This window comes from Massilia sp. 9I (assembly GCF_902506415.1).
In the GTDB taxonomy this organism is placed as follows: Bacteria; Pseudomonadota; Gammaproteobacteria; order Burkholderiales; family Burkholderiaceae_D; genus Telluria.
The window spans coordinates 3,042,872-3,061,413 of the sequence record NZ_LR733275.1 but is presented as its reverse complement, the minus strand read 5'-3'; the positions used below and the strand labels follow the sequence as shown (position 1 = coordinate 3,061,413).

The following is an 18,542-nucleotide window of genomic DNA, read 5'->3' as shown; positions in this document are numbered from 1 at the left end:
AATTCCTGAATTCTCATCCTTTCTGTCACTCACGGAGTGTCCATGCACTACTCATTTACTGAGAAGAAGCGCATTCGCAAGTCGTTCGCGAAGCGCGCCAACGTTCACAACGTTCCCTATCTTCTGGCTACCCAGCTCGAATCCTACGAGAATTTCTTGCAGGCTGACGCCACTCCGTCCGTCCGCAAGAATGAAGGCCTGCAGTCCGCCTTCACCTCCATCTTCCCGATCGTGTCGCACAATGGTTTTGCGCGCCTCGAGTTCCTGTCCTATGTGCTGGGCGACCCCGCGTTCGACGTGAAAGAGTGCCAGCAGCGTGGCCTGACCTTCGCGTCGCCGCTGCGCGCCAAGGTGCGTCTGGTGATCCTGGATAAGGAATCGCCGACCAAGCCGGTCGTGAAGGAAATGAAAGAGCAGGAAGTGTACATGGGCGAACTGCCGCTGATGACCACGAACGGTTCGTTCGTCATCAACGGTACCGAGCGCGTCATCGTCTCCCAGCTGCACCGCTCGCCGGGCGTGTTCTTCGAACACGACCGCGGCAAGACCCACTCGTCGGGCAAGCTGCTGTTCTCGGCTCGTATCATTCCTTACCGCGGCTCGTGGCTGGACTTCGAGTTCGACCCGAAGGACATCCTGTTCTTCCGCGTCGACCGCCGCCGCAAGATGCCGGTGACGATCCTGCTGAAGGCCATCGGCATGACGCCGGAGCAGATCCTGGCGAACTTCTTCGTCTTCGACAATTTCAATCTCCGCGATGAAGGCGGCGAGCTGGAGTTCGTGTCCGAACGCCTGCGCGGCGAAGTCGCGCGCTTCGACATCGTCGATCCGAAGTCGGGCAAGACCATCGTCACCAAGGACAAGCGCATCAACGCCAAGCACGTGCGCGACATCGAATCGGCTGGCATCAAGTCGATCTCGGTGCCGGAAGACTACCTGCTGGGCCGCGTGCTGGCCAAGAACATCGTCGACCAGGACACCGGCGAAGTCATCGCCGTGGCCAACGACGAGCTGACCGAAGAGCTGCTGGGCAAGCTGCGCGACGCCAATGTGTCGGCGATCCAGACCCTGTACACCAACGACCTGGACCAGGGCGGCTACATCTCGCAGACCCTGCGCACCGACGACACCGCCGACCAGACCGCCGCACGCGTGGCGATCTACCGCATGATGCGTCCTGGCGAACCGCCGACCGAAGAATCGGTGGAAGCCCTGTTCAACGGCCTGTTCTACAGCCCGGAACGCTACGACCTGTCGGCTGTCGGCCGCATGAAGTTCAACCGCCGTATCGGCCGTGACGAACTCGTGGGCGACATGACCCTGTCGAACGAAGACATCCTGGCCGTGATCAAGATCCTGGTCGAGCTGCGCAATGGCCGCGGCGAAGTCGACGACATCGATCACCTGGGTAACCGCCGCGTGCGTTGCGTCGGCGAACTGGCTGAGAACCAGTTCCGTGCCGGCCTGGTGCGCGTGGAACGCGCCGTCAAGGAACGCCTCGGCCAGGCCGAAGCGGACAACCTGATGCCGCACGACCTGATCAACAGCAAGCCGATCTCGGCCGCGATCCGCGAATTCTTCGGTTCGTCGCAGCTGTCGCAGTTCATGGACCAGACCAACCCGCTGTCGGAAGTCACCCACAAGCGCCGCGTCTCGGCCCTGGGCCCGGGTGGTCTGACCCGCGAACGCGCCGGCTTCGAGGTGCGCGACGTGCACCCGACCCACTACGGCCGCGTGTGCCCGATCGAAACGCCTGAAGGCCCGAACATCGGCCTGATCAACTCGCTGGCACTGTACGCCCGCCTGAACGAATACGGCTTCCTGGAAACCCCGTACCGCAAGGTCGAAGGTTCGAAGGTCACCGACCAGATCCACTACCTGTCGGCGATCGAAGAAGGCCGCTACATCATTGCGCAGGCAAACGCCGCGATCAATGAAGCAGGCCAGCTGGTCGACGAACTGGTGTCGGCGCGTGAAGCCGGCGAAACGATCCTGGTCTCGCCGGAACGCATCCAGTACATGGACGTGGCCCCGGGCCAGATCGTGTCGGTTGCAGCTTCGCTGATTCCGTTCCTCGAGCACGATGACGCGAACCGTGCACTGATGGGCGCCAACATGCAGCGCCAGGCCGTGCCTTGCCTGCGTCCTGAAAAGGCCGTGGTCGGTACCGGCATCGAGCGCACCGTTGCGGTCGACTCGGGCACCACCGTGCAGGCCCTGCGCGGCGGCGTGGTGGACTACATCGACGCGGGCCGTGTCGTGATTCGTGTGAACGATGACGAAGCACAGGCTGGCGAAGTCGGTGTGGACATCTACAACCTGATCAAGTACACCCGTTCGAACCAGAACACCAACATCAACCAGCGTCCGATCGTGCAAGTGGGCGATCGCGTGGCTCGCGGCGACGTCATCGCCGACGGCGCCTCGACCGACCTGGGCGAACTGGCTCTGGGCCAGAACATGCTGGTGGCCTTCATGCCGTGGAACGGCCTGAACTTCGAAGACTCGATCCTGATCTCGGAAAACGTGGTCAAGGACGACCGCTACACTTCGATTCATATCGAAGAGTTGTCGGTGGTCGCACGTGACACCAAGCTGGGCGCGGAAGAAATCACCCGCGACATCTCGAACCTGGCCGAGAACCAGCTGGCGCGCCTGGACGAATCGGGCATCGTGTACATCGGCGCCGAAGTGCAAGCCGGCGACGTGCTGGTCGGTAAGGTCACCCCGAAGGGCGAGACCCAACTGACCCCGGAAGAGAAGCTGTTGCGCGCGATCTTCGGCGAAAAAGCCTCGGACGTGAAGGACACCTCGCTGCGCGTGCCTTCGGGCATGGTCGGCACCGTCATCGACGTGCAAGTGTTCACCCGCGAAGGCATCCAGCGCGACAAGCGCGCCCAGCAGATCATCGACGACGAGCTGAAGCGCTACCGCCTGGACCTGAACGACCAGATGCGTATCGTGGAAGGCGACGCCTTCCAGCGTCTGGAGCGCATGCTGATCGGTAAGATCGTCAACGGCGGTCCGAAGAAGCTGGCGAAAGGTGCTGCAATCACCGCCGACTACCTGGCGGACCTGGACAAGTTCCACTGGTTCGACATCCGTCCGGCCGACGACGACACCGCCAACGCGCTGGAAGCGATCAAGGAATCGATCAACGAGAAGCGCCACCAGTTCGACCTGGCCTTCGAAGAGAAGCGCAAGAAGCTGACCCAAGGCGACGAGCTGCAGCCTGGCGTGCAGAAGATGGTCAAGGTCTACCTGGCCGTCAAGCGCCGCCTGCAGTCGGGCGACAAGATGGCAGGCCGCCACGGTAACAAGGGTGTGGTCTCGCGTATCGTGCCGGTGGAAGACATGCCGTTCATGGCCGATGGCCGTCCGGCCGACGTCGTGCTGAACCCGCTGGGCGTTCCGTCGCGTATGAACGTCGGTCAGATCCTGGAAACCCACCTCGGTTGGGCAGCCAAGGGCCTGGGCTGGCGCATCGGCGAAATGCTGGCCGCACAAGCGAAGGCGCAAGACCTGCGTACCTTCCTGGGCAAGATCTACAACGAAACCGGCCGCAAGGAAGACCTGGACAGCTTCAGCGATGAAGAAATCCTGAGCCTGGCAGCGAACCTCAAGAACGGCGTGCCGTTCGCGACCCCGGTGTTCGACGGCGCCCACGAAGACGACATCCGCCGCATGCTGGATCTGGCCTTCCCGGACGACATCGCCGCCAACCTCGGCATGACCCCGTCGAAGAACCAGGTCACGATGTACGACGGCCGCACCGGCGAAGCATTCGAGCGCAAGGTCACCGTCGGCTTCATGCACATGCTGAAGCTGCACCACCTGGTCGACGACAAGATGCACGCCCGTTCGACCGGTCCGTACTCGCTGGTGACGCAGCAGCCGCTGGGTGGTAAAGCCCAGTTCGGTGGCCAGCGCTTCGGTGAGATGGAGGTGTGGGCACTGGAAGCCTACGGCGCGTCCTACGTGCTGCAGGAAATGCTGACTGTGAAGTCGGACGACGTGAATGGCCGTACCAAGGTTTACGAGAACCTGGTGAAGGGCGATCACGTGATCGACGCCGGCATGCCGGAATCGTTCAACGTGCTGGTGAAGGAAATCCGTTCGCTGGGTATCGACATCGATCTCGAGCGCAACTAAGCAGGGCCAGCATGGCCGCCAGCCTTCGGGCATGGCCTGCTGCCCTTGAACGTCGCCCCGGCGCAGGCCGGGGCCCACTACAGCTGTTAGTTGTAGAAAATTGGATCCCGGCCTGCGCCGGGATGACGGTTTTAGGGGTGAGTGGTTCACGCAAACGCCGGCGAAAATCGGCGAGAAGCGGCGGCAGTAGTACCTAGTAAAGAATTCAATCACCTGGAGTGATACATGAAAGCACTGCTCGATCTATTCAAGCAAGTTCAGCAAAACGAGAGCTTCGATGCCATCAAGATTGGCCTCGCCTCGCCCGAGAAAATCCGTTCGTGGTCCTACGGCGAAGTCAAGAAGCCGGAAACCATCAACTACCGCACCTTCAAGCCTGAGCGCGACGGTCTGTTCTGCGCCAAGATCTTTGGCCCGATCAAGGACTACGAATGCCTGTGCGGCAAGTACAAGCGCCTGAAGCACCGCGGCGTCATCTGCGAGAAGTGCGGCGTCGAAGTCACGCTGGCCAAGGTGCGCCGTGAGCGCATGGGCCACATCGAGCTGGCCTCGCCGACCGCCCACATCTGGTTCCTGAAATCGCTGCCGTCGCGTCTGGGCATGGTCCTGGACATGACCCTGCGCGATATCGAACGCGTGCTGTACTTCGAAGCATACGTCGTGACCGATCCTGGCATGACCCCGCTGAAGAAGTGCCAGATCATGTCGGAAGACGACTACGCCGCCAAGTACGAAGAGTACGGCGACGACTTCACCGCATTCATGGGCGCCGAAGGCATCCGTGAACTGCTGCGCTCGATCGACATCCACCGCGATGCCGAAGCCCTGCGCGTGGAGCTGAAAGAGTCGAAGTCCGAAGCCAAGATCAAGAAATACGCCAAGCGCCTGAAAGTGCTCGAGGCGTTCCAGCGCTCGGGCATCAAGCCTGAGTGGATGATCATGGAAGTGCTCCCGGTCCTGCCGCCGGAGCTGCGTCCGCTCGTCCCGCTGGATGGTGGCCGTTTCGCGACCTCCGACCTGAACGACCTGTATCGCCGCGTCATCAACCGTAACAACCGCCTGAAGCGCCTGATGGAACTGCGCGCTCCGGAAATCATTACGCGTAACGAGAAGCGCATGCTGCAGGAAGCAGTGGACTCGCTGCTGGACAACGGCCGTCGCGGCAAAGCGATGACCGGCGCCAACAAGCGTCCGCTGAAGTCGCTGGCTGAAATGATCAAGGGTAAGGGCGGCCGCTTCCGTCAGAACCTGCTGGGCAAGCGCGTCGACTACTCGGGCCGTTCGGTCATCGTGGTGGGTCCGCAGCTGAAACTGCACCAGTGCGGCCTGCCGAAGCTGATGGCCCTGGAACTGTTCAAGCCCTTCATCTTCAACAAGCTGGAACTGATGGGTCTCGCGACCACCATCAAGGCAGCGAAGAAGCTGGTCGAAATCCAGGAACCGGTGGTCTGGGACATCCTGGAAGAGGTCATCAAAGAACACCCGGTCATGCTGAACCGTGCACCAACCCTGCACCGTCTCGGTATCCAGGCGTTCGAGCCGGTCCTGATCGAAGGTAAAGCGATCCAGCTGCACCCGCTGGTCTGCGCGGCGTTCAACGCCGACTTCGACGGTGACCAGATGGCAGTCCACGTGCCGCTGTCGATCGAAGCGCAGATGGAAGCGCGCACCCTGATGCTGGCCTCGAACAACATCCTGTTCCCGTCGAACGGCGAACCGTCGATCGTGCCGTCGCAGGATATCGTGCTGGGTCTGTACTACGCGACCCGCGAGGCGATCAACGCCAAGGGCGAAGGCATGATGTTCCCGGACGTGTCGGAAGTCATCCGCGCGTACGACAACAAGGAAGTCGAGCTGGCGACCCGCATCACCGTGCGTATCACGGAATACCCGAAGAACGCCGAGGGTGAATTCGACCGCACCGTGACCCGCTACGAGACCACCGTCGGCCGCGCCATCCTGTCCGAGATCCTGCCGAAAGGCCTGCCGTTCTCGGTGCTGAACCGCGCCCTGAAGAAGAAGGAAATCTCGAAGCTGATCAACACGTCGTTCCGCAAGTGCGGCCTGCGTGCGACCGTCGTCTTCGCGGACAAGCTGATGCAGTCGGGCTTCCGCCTGGCGACCCGCGCCGGCATCTCGATCGCCGTCGACGACATGCTGATCCCGGACGTCAAGAAGGGCATGATCGCGACCGCCGAAGCGGAAGTGAAGCAGATCGAGCAGCAGTACGCTTCGGGTCTGGTCACCGCCGGCGAGCGTTACAACAAGGTCGTCGACATCTGGGGCAAGACCTCGGATGAAGTCGGCAAGGCGATGATGGACCAGCTGAAAGTGGAACCGGTCACCAAGCGTGACGGCACCGAAGGCACCCAGGAATCGTTCAACGCGATTTACATGATGGCCGACTCGGGCGCCCGTGGTTCGGCAGCCCAGATCCGCCAGCTGGCAGGTATGCGAGGCCTGATGGCCAAGCCGGACGGTTCGATTATCGAAACCCCGATTACCGCGAACTTCCGCGAAGGCCTGAACGTTCTGCAGTACTTCATCTCGACCCACGGCGCTCGTAAAGGTCTGGCGGATACGGCACTGAAGACCGCGAACTCGGGTTACCTGACCCGCCGCCTGGTCGACGTGACCCAGGATCTGGTGGTCATCGAGGACGATTGCGGCACCACCAACGGCACGCACATGAAGGCGATGGTCGAAGGCGGTGAAGTCATCGAGCCGCTGCGCGACCGTATCCTCGGCCGCGTGACCGGCACCGACGTGGTGAACCCGGAAACCCAGGAAACCCTGTTCGAAGCCGGCACGCTGCTGGACGAAGACATGGTGGAAGAGATCGAACGCGTCGGCATCGACGAAGTGAAGGTACGCACCCCGCTGAACTGCGACACCCGCTTCGGCCTGTGCGCCAAGTGCTACGGCCGTGACCTCGGCCGCGGCATGCTGGTCAACGCCGGCGAAGCCGTTGGCGTCGTGGCAGCACAGTCGATCGGTGAGCCGGGTACCCAGCTGACCATGCGTACCTTCCACATCGGTGGTGCGGCATCGCGTGCAGCAGTGGCATCGTCGGTCGAAGCCAAGTCGAACGGCACCGTGCGCTTCACCGCCACGATGCGTTACGTCACCAACGGCAAGGGCGCGCAGATCGTCATCTCGCGTTCGGGCGAAGTCCTGATCACCGATGACCACGGCCGTGAGCGCGAGCGCCACAAGGTGCCGTACGGTGCGACCCTGATCGTCAAGGATGGCATGACCGTGAAAGCCGGCACCGCCCTGGCAACCTGGGATCCGCTGACCCGTCCGATCATTACCGAGTACGCAGGTACGATCAAGTTCGAAAACGTGGAAGAGGGCGTTACCGTCGCTCGCCAGGTGGACGAAGTGACCGGCCTGTCGACCCTGGTCGCGATCGATCCGAAGCGCCGCGGTTCGGGCAAGGTCCTGCGTCCGCAGGTCAAGCTGCTGAACGAAGAAGGCCAGGAAGTGAAGATCGCCGGCACCGAACACGCCGTGACGATCGGCTTCCAGGTCGGCGCGCTGATCATGGTCAAGGACGGTCAGCAAGCGACCGTCGGCGAAGTGCTGGCACGTATCCCGACCGAATCGCAGAAGACCCGCGACATTACCGGTGGTCTGCCGCGCGTTGCCGAACTCTTCGAAGCACGTTCGCCGAAAGACGCGGGCATGCTGGCGGAAGTCACCGGTACCGTGGCATTCGGTAAGGAGACCAAGGGTAAGCAGCGTCTGGAAATCACCGACATGGACGGCAACAAGCACGAGTTCCTGATTACCAAGGACAAGCAAGTGCTGGTGCACGACGGCCAGGTGGTGAACAAGGGCGAGATGATCGTCGACGGTCCGGCCGATCCGCAGGACATCCTGCGCCTGCTGGGTATCGAAGCGCTGGCCCGCTACATCGTGGACGAAGTGCAGGACGTGTACCGTCTGCAGGGTGTGAAGATCAACGACAAGCACATCGAGGTGATCGTTCGCCAGATGCTGCGTCGTGTGCAGATCACCGATGCCGGTGACACCGACTACATCGTCGGCGAGCAGGTGGAGCGCTCGGAGCTGCTGGAAGAGAACGACAAGGTCAACGCAGTCAACAAGCTGCCGGCACAGTACGAAAACGTGCTGCTTGGTATTACCAAGGCATCGCTGTCGACCGACTCGTTCATCTCGGCCGCATCGTTCCAGGAAACCACCCGCGTCCTCACCGAAGCGGCGATCATGGGCAAGCGCGACGGTCTGCGCGGCCTGAAGGAAAACGTCATCGTCGGCCGCCTGATCCCTGGCGGTACCGGTCTGGCATTCCATCGCGCCCGCAAGGAGAAGGAAGTGTGGGAGGCGGAAGAGCGCCAGGCACTGCTGCAGCAGGAGAAGGCCAACATGGCCGCCGAACTGCAGGCGATGGAAGACCAGCAGAATGCCGCGGCTTCGGTCGAGCAGCATCATGGTGATGGCGAGTGATCGTCTGAGCTACTAAGCTGAAATGAGAACGGCGCCCCGAGGGGCGCCGTTTTTTTTGGCCGAATCCTAGAGTTACACATCCGTTGCACGCTCAACGTCTAGATGATAGGCTTATCGTATAGTCAACGACGCAATATTTATTCAGCGGTATCCGTTATGTTTCCAAGGAATTCAAGCGCACCGCGCAGCGACCATTTTCAACATTATGGATAGAGACTTGAATACTGCGTCTAGCTCTTGCAGAATACGCAATAATGTGTCCAGCCAATTCATTAAGAAGTTGTATTAAGCAACCTAGTGTTCAATAGCATTAATATTAACCGCGAAGCAAAGCAAATGTTGCCCGTTGTTTGCTAGCTAAAGATAACATTGAGGTAACTAGTGAGCGAAGAAATATTGGCGGTCTATGATGAGAATAAGGAATTATATAAAACATTCACCGCGAAGGTTGCGTCGCTAATTCAAGAAATATTGTCGGCTAATGGAATTAATGTACATAGTGTTACACATCGAACTAAAGATCGGCAGAGTTTAGCAAAAAAACTTGCTAAGCCAGGAGTAACCTATAGCTCAATCAATGATATCACCGATATAGCTGCGGTCAGGATCACCACATATTTTGAAGATGATGTTGACAAAGTAGTGAAGATCTTAGTGGCCGAGTTCAATGCTGACGCGGTGAATTCCGTGGACAAGCGAAGCCTGCTTGATCCAGACCGCTTCGGATATATGTCTACGCATCATGTCGTCCAAATATCAAAAGATAGATGCGCTTTGCTTGAATACCGACGATTCGAAGATTTGAAGCTAGAAATCCAAACGAGGTCCATATTGCAACATGCATGGGCTGAAATTGAACACGACTTAGGTTATAAATCAATTCTCGCCGTCCCAAAAGATATTCGCCGCCGTTTCTCTCGGCTTTCTGGATTGCTTGAATTGGCGGATTCCGAGTTTGTCGCAATCAGAGATCAGCTTCATCAATATAATGCTGCTGCACTCGAGGAAGTCAATGTTCGCTCTGAGACGGCGGATATCAATAAAGATACATTGATGGCATTCGTTGGAAGTAATCCGCTTATACAAACTATGGATCAGCGATTGGCTGACCTGACTGAATGGAAAATAGTTCAGGATAGCAGTAATGTTACAGCGATGCTTGACATATTGAACTATTTTAAAATAGACACCGTAGCAGAGCTTAATCGCATGTTAGCAAGAAGCTCTGAAGAAATTGAAGCTTTCGCTAAAGCATGGACAACTCAGCAGCAGTTTACTCCGGGCACATCTGTAGGAAGTGGCCTGTCAATTTTATACTTGGGATTTTTCTTGGCTGCGAAATCTCCGGATCCTGAACATTTACAGTCATATTTAAAGCATATGTCATTCAGGACAGACCTAACCGAAAAGATTCGCGTTGCGTTAGCTACTTCGAAAATTTCAGATGTTTAATTTTCGGACAACCTGAGCGTCTGGGACTTAACTAATAAAATTGGTACTAGCAACAAATGCAAGAGGATAATCCTGCAGACAACGGGTTGTCTAATCACGAATGCATTTAAGGCTTGATCATACTCGGGGGGCGGAGCTATTCAGACCTACCTGAAAAGAACACAGTATTCAAACGACAGCCGTAGGGTGAGAAATAGAGGTCTGTAGGATTTAAAACCACATCACAAACATTTCTCATGAGCGCGCTTCAATGCCTCTGGCGTTATCTTGAGCCTAAGCTACATTACCTCTTGTTGACTCGAGCTACTCCTAAGGTCCACACCTTTCATTTTCTCCACGTGTGGGAAATTGAGCGATCCGATCGTTTCCAGCGCTAGATCTATCGCAGACGCTTGCTCGACTAGCTCAGATTCGCTAATATCCGAAATCCCCACTTGGTGAACGACCTTATTTCTAAAGGTCTGCGCGTGGTTGATAAGCGCGACCATATCTTTATCTATTAGGCCCTTCACCGAACATAGATATCTCGACTGCATCCGAATGTTCGTCTTATTTGCTTCGTGTTTGGTGTACATATCCGATTCATTTGACGCAGCTAGGCAAACGAACTGGATTAGCTCTGCCAGCCTGTTGTATTTTGCTATGAAGTCCGCAGCACTTTTGCTTGCAGCGCCACTAAAATTTTCTGCTAGTTCTTCTCGCTCATCACCCTCAACATGGACGTCGCCAATTGAGTCTAACGCTGCCTGAATTTTTTCGCAAATGTCCGAACTGATTTGCGTCAGATCTTCGAATTCTTGTTTCGAAAGCCCTTTGCAATGGGCGATTTTACATCTATACTCGTAAAGACGCTCCCATCTCGTTCGAAGATATTCTGAATCGCAGTTGACTTTTTTTGCAAAGTACTTTTCCCAGTTGGTAAAGGGCGAATAATGTTTCAGATCGCCCACCTTAATTATCTCGTCATCACCTTTCTCTTTGAGTGAATCGATAAATCTTGCTGCATCTGATTTGGTATATTTTTTGAAAAGAAAGTTAGATAGCTGAATGAAATCAACTTCTTGAAGAAAATTCGTCTTTTCTTTTCTTCCGTCGCTTCGAACTGACTCCAGTACCTCTTTAGGGGTGGAGGCGTCGCTCCAGTCGTATCCAATGCTAATCGCCATGAATTTTGCAATTAGTTTACGCATTAAATTTTCTGTTTTGTAAATTATTGGATAGCCGGCTTGGCAATAGTCTTCCCCAACCCCATCGTGAAGCACAATGATATTTCTACCGCTAATTTTGGCGCAAATGCGCCTTACCTCCTTGAGTAAGCTAGTGTATATCTCTCGTTCGCTTGGCTCTGTATCTTCAATTGTTAGGTCATAATAAAGCGAACCGTCAGTTAATGTACCTTGCGCTAACTGATAAGGGAAATCTCTGCCGTTAAATCCAATTTTTTCTTTTTTATTAAGCGAAATGGATGTATGAGAGGCAAGCAAATTTTTGAACTTGTCTACACTAGTGCAGATCCCATCTTTCGAGTCAAAGGTTATAAGGTATTCGCTTTTCACAGGATCTCACTTTGATTTTTTAAATTAACTAGTATAGGGCTAGATTCGAGTCCCCCGAACCGCCGTATGGGCAGTCATGGCGACGCATAGCATGATTGGCAGGTCAGTTCAATTCGTCGACGTAGCTTGCTTGGTGACGGGAGGGTCCGCCGGCGCGCACGCGCTCGTGCAGCGCTTGTAGCTCGCGTTGCAGGCGGCCGCGCGTTCGCTGCTTCGCTGTTGTGCCGCGCGGCGCTCGTTCGCGCGTGCGGCCTCCGACGACACCTGGCCGAGACCGTCCGCAGTCCGGGCGAACGGATTCGTTTCCTCCAATGAGGGCTTCCTGTCGAACACGGCGAGTTTCGCCGCGCGGCTCGTGCATTGTTGCTTCTCGGAGCTGCACATCGAGGTGCACATGGACGGCTCGTGGGCATGGACCAGGGAGGCGGCCAGCAGGCCGAGCAGGGCGACGAGCAGGGTGGAAGGGTTCACAGGATTCCTTTCGCTGAAAAGCCAGCCGGGCCAATGCCGGCGGCACAAGAGGCCATTCTAGATCGACTCCTCGCCCGAAAACGCAGCCCGGAACCCGGCGGCAGCAACTTATCCTCCGAGGGTAAGCACGGCCTCATTAAGACGCGCCTGCGCTATGTTGTCCATTTAACTCATCCGTACGCCCATCCCATGTAATGACTGCTATGATGCAAAACTAAGTTATCGACGTATTCACATTTCTTGCCCCGCGAGCACTATGCCTTGGCCCTTTGACGCGACACCGGATGCGCCCAGCGCAGCCACTAACATGTCGGAGATGGAGCGCCAGATGCGCGCCTTCCCATGGGAGACCACCGCGGTCGGCCCGGTCGACGCGTGGCCGCTGGGCCTGAAAAGCGCGGTCCGCACCGTGCTCGACCTGCGCCTGCCGGCCTACCTCGCCTGGGGCGACACCTACGTCCAGTTCTTCAACGACGCCTATGTCCCCATCCTGGGCGACAAGAAGGACGCCGCCCTCGGCAACGACGCCCGTATCACCTGGTCCGAGATCTGGCCGACCATCGGCCCGATGTGGCAGCAGGTGCGCCAGGGCGAAGCGCTGGGTTCCGAAGGGCTGCCGCTGACCATCAACCGCTACGGCTATTACGAAACCTGCTATTTCAGCTATTCGTACAGCCCGATCTACGGCGACGCCGGCACGGTCGAGGGCGTGCTGGTCACCTTCGCGGACATCACCAAGGCCGTGCTGGGCGAACGCCGGCGCGACTACCAGGTGAAACTGGCCGACACCCTGCGCCGCGAGACCGAATTCGGCCCGATGCTCAAGGCCACCATCCGCCTCACCAGCGAATACTTCACCAACTCCAACGTCGCCTACGTCGAGCTGGACGAGCAGAAGCGCACCTTCACCGTCAAGGAAGAGTGGAAGGACGGCGTCGAAACCGGCGGCGCCCAGGGCACCCTGCCGGTCGACATGCTCTCTCCCGCGCAGATCGACCAGCTGCGCGCCGGCACCACCATCTGCATCGACGACGTTTCGACCGACCCAGAATGCGCGGCCGTCGCCAAGCCCTGCATCATGCTGGGCATCCATTCGGTGGTGGTGATCCCGCTGAAGGACGGCGACCGCCTGCACGGCGCCGGCTTCCTGTACAAGGACCATCCCTACCGCTGGACCATCGATGAGCGCACCCTGGCCGAAGACCTGGCGCGCCGTACCTGGGAAGCGCTGCGCCGGATCCGCGCCGAAGAGGCGTTGCGCGAAGAGACGCGCATGCTCGAGCTCCTGAACCGCGCCGGCAGCGTGCTCGCGTCCACGCTCGACATCGACACGCTGCTGCAGGCCGTCACCGATGCCGCCACCGAACTGACGGGCGCCGAATTCGGCTCCTTCTTCTACAACGGCAAGGACGCCAACGGCGACGCCTACCTGTTGTACACCCTGAGCGGCGCGCCGCGCGAAGCCTTCGAGAAGCTGGGCCATCCGCGCCCAACCGCGGTGTTCGCGCCTACCTTCAATGGCGGGCCGCCGATCCGCAGCGACGACATCACCAAGGACCCGCGCTACGGCAGCATGGGGCCGCACCACGGGATGCCAAAAGGGCACCTGCCGGTATGCAGCTATCTCGCCGCCTCGGTCTCCTCGCGCTCGGGCGAGGTGCTGGGCGGCCTGTTCTTCGGCCATTCGAAGCCGAAGATGTTCGACGAACGCACCGAACAGCTGATCTCCGGCTTCGTGGCGCAAGCAGCGGTGGCGATCGACAACGCGCGCCTGTACGAGCTGGCGCAGCGGGCGGCCAAGGAGCGTGAAGGCATCCTGGCCAGCGAGCGTGCCGCCCGCGCCGAGGCCGAGCGCCACAGCAAGATGAAGGACGAGTTCCTCGCCATGCTGGCGCACGAGCTGCGCAACCCGCTGGCGCCGATCACCAATGCGGCCCAGCTGCTCAAGATGCCCACCGTCGACGAGAACCTGCGCCTCAAGGCCGGTAACATCATTTCGCGTCAGGTGCGCCACATGACCGAACTGGTGGACGATCTGCTGGACGTCTCGCGCGTCACCCGCGGCCTGGTCAAGCTCGAGACCGAGACGCTGGAGCTGAACGCCGTGCTGCGCTCCGCCGTGGAGCAGGCGCGCCCGCACATCGAGGCCAAGAACCACGTCCTGAGCGTGGAGATGCCCGCGCGTCCCGTGGTCGTCGCCGGCGACCGCACACGCCTGGTGCAGGTGCTGGTCAACCTGCTGAACAACGCGGCCAAGTACACGCCGGCAGGCGGCAAGATCCTGCTGCGCCTGGAAACCGGCCCGGAACAGGCGCGCATGACCGTGATCGACAACGGCACCGGCATGGACGCCAAGCTGCTGCCGCACGTGTTCGACCTGTTCACCCAGGCCGAGCGCACGCCCGACCGCTCGCAGGGCGGCCTCGGGATCGGCCTGGCGCTGGTGAAGACCATCGTGCAGATGCACGGCGGCCAGGTCGAGGCGCACAGCGACGGTCCGAACCTGGGGGCGTCGGTGTCGGTGCTGCTGCCGCTGTCCGAAGGCGTCGCGGTGCCGGTGCCGGTACGCCTGCAGGCGCGCGCGCGGCCGGTGGCCCCGTGTACCCTGACCATCGTCGATGACAACGTCGACGCGGCCCAGTCGCTGGCGGTGCTGCTGCGCGAGCAGGGACATACCGTGCACGTGTTCGATGGCGCCATGCGCACCCTGGCGTCGAACGAGATCGCGAATACCCACGCCTTCATCCTCGACATCGGCCTGCCCGACATGACCGGCTACGAGCTGGCGCGCCGCCTGCGGCGCGATCATCCGACGGCCAGCTTCATCGCGCTCACCGGCTACGGCCAGGCGCGCGACCGCGACCTCTCGAAACAGGCCGGCTTCGACCATCACCTGGTGAAGCCGGTGGAATTCCGGGCGCTGGCGGACATCCTGGCGCAGCTGCCGCAGTGCCAGCCGGCCGCCGAAGCGCCAAAAACCGGTGTGGCGCCGGAACCGGATATCGCAGGCGTCAGTTGATTGTGAGTTGACTTTGTTGCTATAACTCAGCACTATTCTTATATCCTCGACATCAATACAGCTGCTGTGTCACGTAAAAAGAATAGTCGCCAGTGGGCGCGCCTGCGAATCTTGTGTTCCGGCGGCCTGCACCTGATGACCCTGATCCCCGATGCGCTGGAGCTGGTGCGCGAGCTGATTCCCAACAGCGCGTCCCAGCTGTACCTGCTCGCCGACCGGGCGCCGGAAGACGTCCATGAAGCGACCGTGCTGGGCGTGCTGCCGCCGCCCAACGGCTACTTCTATGGCGATTCGGTGGACTTCGGCGTGCCGCCGGCGGAAGCGCGCGCCCGCGCGGCCCACGTGCTCGAGGCACGCCTCGGTCCCGCCTCCAGCCCGCTCGGCACATTGACTCTGCTGCGCGACGACGGTCCGGCCTTCGATTCCGACGACGAGGAAGACCTGGGCCGCGTCGCCAATTACTTCGACCACGCGCTGCGCAATGCCGCCAGCGCCGGCAACGGCCTGTCCGGCGTGATCGAAGACGAAGCCATGCTGCTGGCCACCACCAATGGCGACATCCTGTTCCTGAGCGATTCGGCCAGTGCGCTGCTCGACCAGCTGGCCTCGCAGGAGCAGCAGGTGTTCGACCGCTCTACCGTCCCGCCGTTCTGCCTGCGCCTGGTGGAGTCGGTGGTGTATGGCGAGCGCTATCCGTGGCGCCTGCCGGCCGGGACTCTGGAACTGGCCGGCGGCGTGCTGGAAGCGCGCGCGCAGTGGATGAGCGCCGGTTCCTACGACGCGATCCACAGCCGCACCGTCGGCATCTTTTTAAAATTCGTGGTGCCGATGCCGCTGCGGATCTGGCGTGCGCTGGGCAGCGTCGAGCTTTCGCCGCAGCAGATGGAAGTGGCGTTCTGGATGGGCCTGGGCGGCGGGCGCGAAGCCGCACGCAGCCGCATGGACGTCAGCGACGCCGTGCTGCGCGACTGCGTCAAGGCGGTCTACGAGAAGTTCGGCTGCACCTCCGAAGCCGGCCTGCTGGCCATCCTGCGTCCCGCCATCTCGCGCATGTAAGCGCTTCCCCCACCCGAGGGGGTGGAACGCAAGTGTTTCAATTTTTATCATGCTGGCCTGACCACCATGAGGAAAATTGAGATGAAACTGCATTCCCTGATCGCCGCGGCCCTGCTGGCCGCCGCCACCTCGGCCGGCGCCGTCCCGCTGCAGCAGTACGCGAGCACCCTCAAGGGCTTCAGCTCCGAATACGTGCCGAGTGCAGCGAGCTGGAACGCGATCCAGGTGCTCGATGCGCCGAATACCTTGCAGTATGGCGATCATGTCACCGCCTGGGCGCCGGCGACCGAGAACAGTGGCTTCGAGTGGATCTCGGTCGGCTTCGACACCGCCGTCTACGCAAGCGGCGCCACCATCCGCGAAACCTACAACAACGGTTTCGTCTACCAGGTCGATGCCATCGACACCCTCGGCAACCTGCACACGGTCTGGAACGGCGTCGACACCAGCGCCGCGAACGTGCCTTTCAACTTTACCGTGGCGTGGTCGACCACGTCCTATCTGGTGAACGGCCTGAAGGTCTATGTCGACACCCGCCACAGCAACAGCTGGGAAGAGATCGACGCGATCCGCCTGCTTGGCGACACCGTCGCGCCGCCGGTGGTGCAGGTACCGGAGCCGGCTTCGCTCGGCCTGCTCGGCGCAGGCTTCGCACTGATCGGCTGGACGCGCCGCCGCCAGGCGCGCCGCGCAGCGTAAGCAGGACTCCCTCCGGAACATCCCCCACCCAAGGGGATGGAATACACTTGCTGGGCTTTATATCATTCACCCGGATCGAAGGAGGTTTGTCATGAACGTTCGATGGATGTGCGCCGCCCTGCTGGGCGCGAGCTGCGCCCTGGCCAATGCTGCCGACACCAAGGTCACCATGAAGATGGCGACCGAGAAGGGAGAGGGGGCCGATGTCGGCACCGTGACGATCAGCGAAACGCGCTACGGCCTCGTGTTCACGCCAGCCTTGAGCGGCCTGCCGGCCGGCCTGCATGGCTTCCACGTACATGAAAACGGCAGCTGCGGCCCGAACCAGAAGGACGGCAAGCCGGTCCCCGCGGGCGCCGCCGGCGGTCACCTCGATCCGAGCAAGACCGGCAAGCACGGCCTGCCCTGGGGCGAGGGCCACCTCGGCGACCTGCCGGCATTGACGGTCGACGACAAGGGCGCCGCCACCAATCCGGTGCTGGCGCCGCGCCTGAAGCTGGCGGACGTCAAGGGCAAGGCCCTGATGGTCCACGCCGGCGGCGACAACCACGCCGACCATCCGGCGCCACTGGGCGGCGGGGGCGGGCGGATGGCCTGCGGCGTCATCCAGTAGCCATCCCTGGTACATCAGGGATGAAATAAAATTTCAAAAATAAGCGAAAAACGAAATGAAATTTCACTCCCTGATGGCGGCAATCCTGCTGCTTCTCGCCTTCGACAGCGGCGCGGCGCTCGCGCAGCCCGCTGCCGAAACCGCCGCGGTGCAAGCCGCCCCTGAACAGGAAGCGCCGCAGGCCTTCACCTACCAGAACGGCGACCTGGTGCTGGACATCCAGGATTCGGCGGGCGGCGAGATCCTGCGCGCCGGCCTGGCCTATTTCTTCCAGGACGAGCACATCGCCACCGCGAACGAATACCCGATCCAGCCGGTCGAGCCGATCCAGGAGCAGGGCGAATCGCCTTTCTCGGCCGAGGCGCAGCTGGAAGCCGCGCCGCTGGCCGAACCGCTGTCGGTCACCCTGTTCGGCGCCGGCCTGGTGCTGCTGGGCTGGACCCGGCGCCAGGCTGCGTCCACCGGCAACTGGCGCCAGCGCCTGGTGCGCGCCTTCTGGCCCTGGCCCAGCATCTCCTGGCTGGACAGTTAATCCTTGTGCCGGGGCCCACCCGGCAGCTCCACCTGCGGCACCGGCGTCGCCTGGGCCGCAACGAATCCCTCCAGCGCCTGCGACAGGTCGTCCACCACGCGCTTGCCCCAGGCCTTCTCCATCAGCCGATACTGGCGCTCGATCAGCGGCGCGATCTCGTCGAACAGGCGGTCGCCCTGCGGCGCCAGGCTGACCATCACCCGGCGCGCGTCCGCCGCCACCCTTTCACGCCGCACCAGTCCGATCTCTTCCATCCGCGCCAGCACGCCCGCCATGCTCGGGCTCAGGATCTGGCACAGATCGCACAGCTCGCGCGGCTCGAGCTGGCCGTGCTCGTCGAGGGCGCGCAGGATGCGCCACTGCTGCTCGGTCACGCCGAAATGATTCAGCACGGGACGGAAATGCGACATCAGCGCGTCGCGCGCTTTCAAAAGCTGCTGCGGCAGGTTACGGTGGGTGATGCGGCGGGACACGGTGAACTCCATTCATCAGGTCGGCGAGCTTGACTGGCTAACATAT

At 60.4% G+C, this 18,542-nt stretch carries 11 protein-coding genes; 8 read left to right on the top strand and 3 right to left on the bottom strand.

The features are described from left to right. Positions 1–42 precede the first annotated feature (42 nt). The 3 genes from rpoB to GV068_RS13685 all read left to right on the top strand — a co-directional run bounded on the left by rpoB (position 43) and on the right by GV068_RS13685 (position 10,077). Positions 43–4,152 (top strand): DNA-directed RNA polymerase subunit beta, encoded by a 4,110-nt coding sequence (rpoB, locus tag GV068_RS13695; RefSeq protein WP_159698590.1) that lies wholly within the window; start codon positions 43–45, stop codon positions 4,150–4,152. A gap of 225 nt (positions 4,153–4,377) precedes the next feature. Beyond that, complete coding sequence (gene rpoC, locus GV068_RS13690) at positions 4,378–8,625, top strand: DNA-directed RNA polymerase subunit beta' (RefSeq protein WP_159698587.1); 4,248 nt, start codon at positions 4,378–4,380, stop codon at positions 8,623–8,625. Between the two features lie 381 nt (positions 8,626–9,006). Continuing rightward, positions 9,007–10,077 (top strand): GTP pyrophosphokinase family protein, encoded by a 1,071-nt coding sequence (locus GV068_RS13685; RefSeq protein WP_159698584.1) that lies wholly within the window; start codon positions 9,007–9,009, stop codon positions 10,075–10,077. A 278-nt stretch (positions 10,078–10,355) separates the two neighbouring features. Here GV068_RS13685 and GV068_RS13680 read toward each other — a convergent pair whose 3' ends face one another. Both GV068_RS13680 and GV068_RS13675 read right to left on the bottom strand, forming a co-directional pair. Next, entirely contained in the window at positions 10,356–11,633 is a 1,278-nt protein-coding gene (locus GV068_RS13680; protein WP_159698581.1) for a HEPN domain-containing protein, read from the bottom strand. Between the two features lie 108 nt (positions 11,634–11,741). Continuing rightward, positions 11,742–12,104 (bottom strand): hypothetical protein, encoded by a 363-nt coding sequence (locus GV068_RS13675; protein ID WP_159698578.1) that lies wholly within the window; start codon positions 12,102–12,104, stop codon positions 11,742–11,744. Positions 12,105–12,411: 307 nt separating this feature from the next. On the opposite strand from GV068_RS13675, the gene GV068_RS13670 reads away from it, so the two are divergent. The 5 genes from GV068_RS13670 (at position 12,412) to GV068_RS13650 (ending at position 18,023) form a co-directional block, all read left to right on the top strand. Beyond that, positions 12,412–15,123: an ATP-binding protein gene (locus tag GV068_RS13670; RefSeq protein WP_159698575.1), complete on the top strand. Its 2,712-nt coding sequence runs from the start codon at positions 12,412–12,414 to the stop codon at positions 15,121–15,123. Between the two features lie 135 nt (positions 15,124–15,258). Then, entirely contained in the window at positions 15,259–16,179 is a 921-nt protein-coding gene (locus GV068_RS13665) for a hypothetical protein (RefSeq protein WP_159698572.1), read from the top strand. An 81-nt stretch (positions 16,180–16,260) separates the two neighbouring features. Next, positions 16,261–16,878: a PEP-CTERM sorting domain-containing protein gene (locus tag GV068_RS13660; RefSeq protein ID WP_159698569.1), complete on the top strand. Its 618-nt coding sequence runs from the start codon at positions 16,261–16,263 to the stop codon at positions 16,876–16,878. A 91-nt stretch (positions 16,879–16,969) separates the two neighbouring features. Next, on the top strand, positions 16,970–17,491 hold the full coding sequence (gene sodC, locus GV068_RS13655) for a superoxide dismutase family protein (protein WP_159698566.1): 522 nt from the start codon (positions 16,970–16,972) through the stop codon (positions 17,489–17,491). Positions 17,492–17,546: 55 nt separating this feature from the next. Then, complete coding sequence (locus GV068_RS13650) at positions 17,547–18,023, top strand: hypothetical protein (RefSeq protein ID WP_159698563.1); 477 nt, start codon at positions 17,547–17,549, stop codon at positions 18,021–18,023. On the opposite strand, the gene hpaR is transcribed toward GV068_RS13650, so the two are convergent. Then, the gene (gene hpaR, locus GV068_RS13645) at positions 18,020–18,496 is read right to left on the bottom strand and encodes a homoprotocatechuate degradation operon regulator HpaR (protein WP_159698560.1); all 477 of its coding nucleotides are present in this window, start codon (positions 18,494–18,496) and stop codon (positions 18,020–18,022) included. The two genes, GV068_RS13650 and hpaR, sit on opposite strands and share 4 nt — an antisense overlap. Between the last annotated feature and the right edge of the window lie 46 nt (positions 18,497–18,542).

Coding starts and splice junctions, on each gene's coding strand:
- rpoB (WP_159698590.1), top strand. CDS start 43: ATGCACTACTCATTTACTGAGAAGAAGCGCATTCGCAAGTCGTTCGCG.
- sodC (WP_159698566.1), top strand. CDS start 16,970: ATGAACGTTCGATGGATGTGCGCCGCCCTGCTGGGCGCGAGCTGCGCC.
- GV068_RS13665 (WP_159698572.1), top strand. CDS start 15,259: ATGACCCTGATCCCCGATGCGCTGGAGCTGGTGCGCGAGCTGATTCCC.
- rpoC (WP_159698587.1), top strand. CDS start 4,378: ATGAAAGCACTGCTCGATCTATTCAAGCAAGTTCAGCAAAACGAGAGC.
- GV068_RS13650 (WP_159698563.1), top strand. CDS start 17,547: ATGAAATTTCACTCCCTGATGGCGGCAATCCTGCTGCTTCTCGCCTTC.
- GV068_RS13670 (WP_159698575.1), top strand. CDS start 12,412: ATGTCGGAGATGGAGCGCCAGATGCGCGCCTTCCCATGGGAGACCACC.
- GV068_RS13660 (WP_159698569.1), top strand. CDS start 16,261: ATGAAACTGCATTCCCTGATCGCCGCGGCCCTGCTGGCCGCCGCCACC.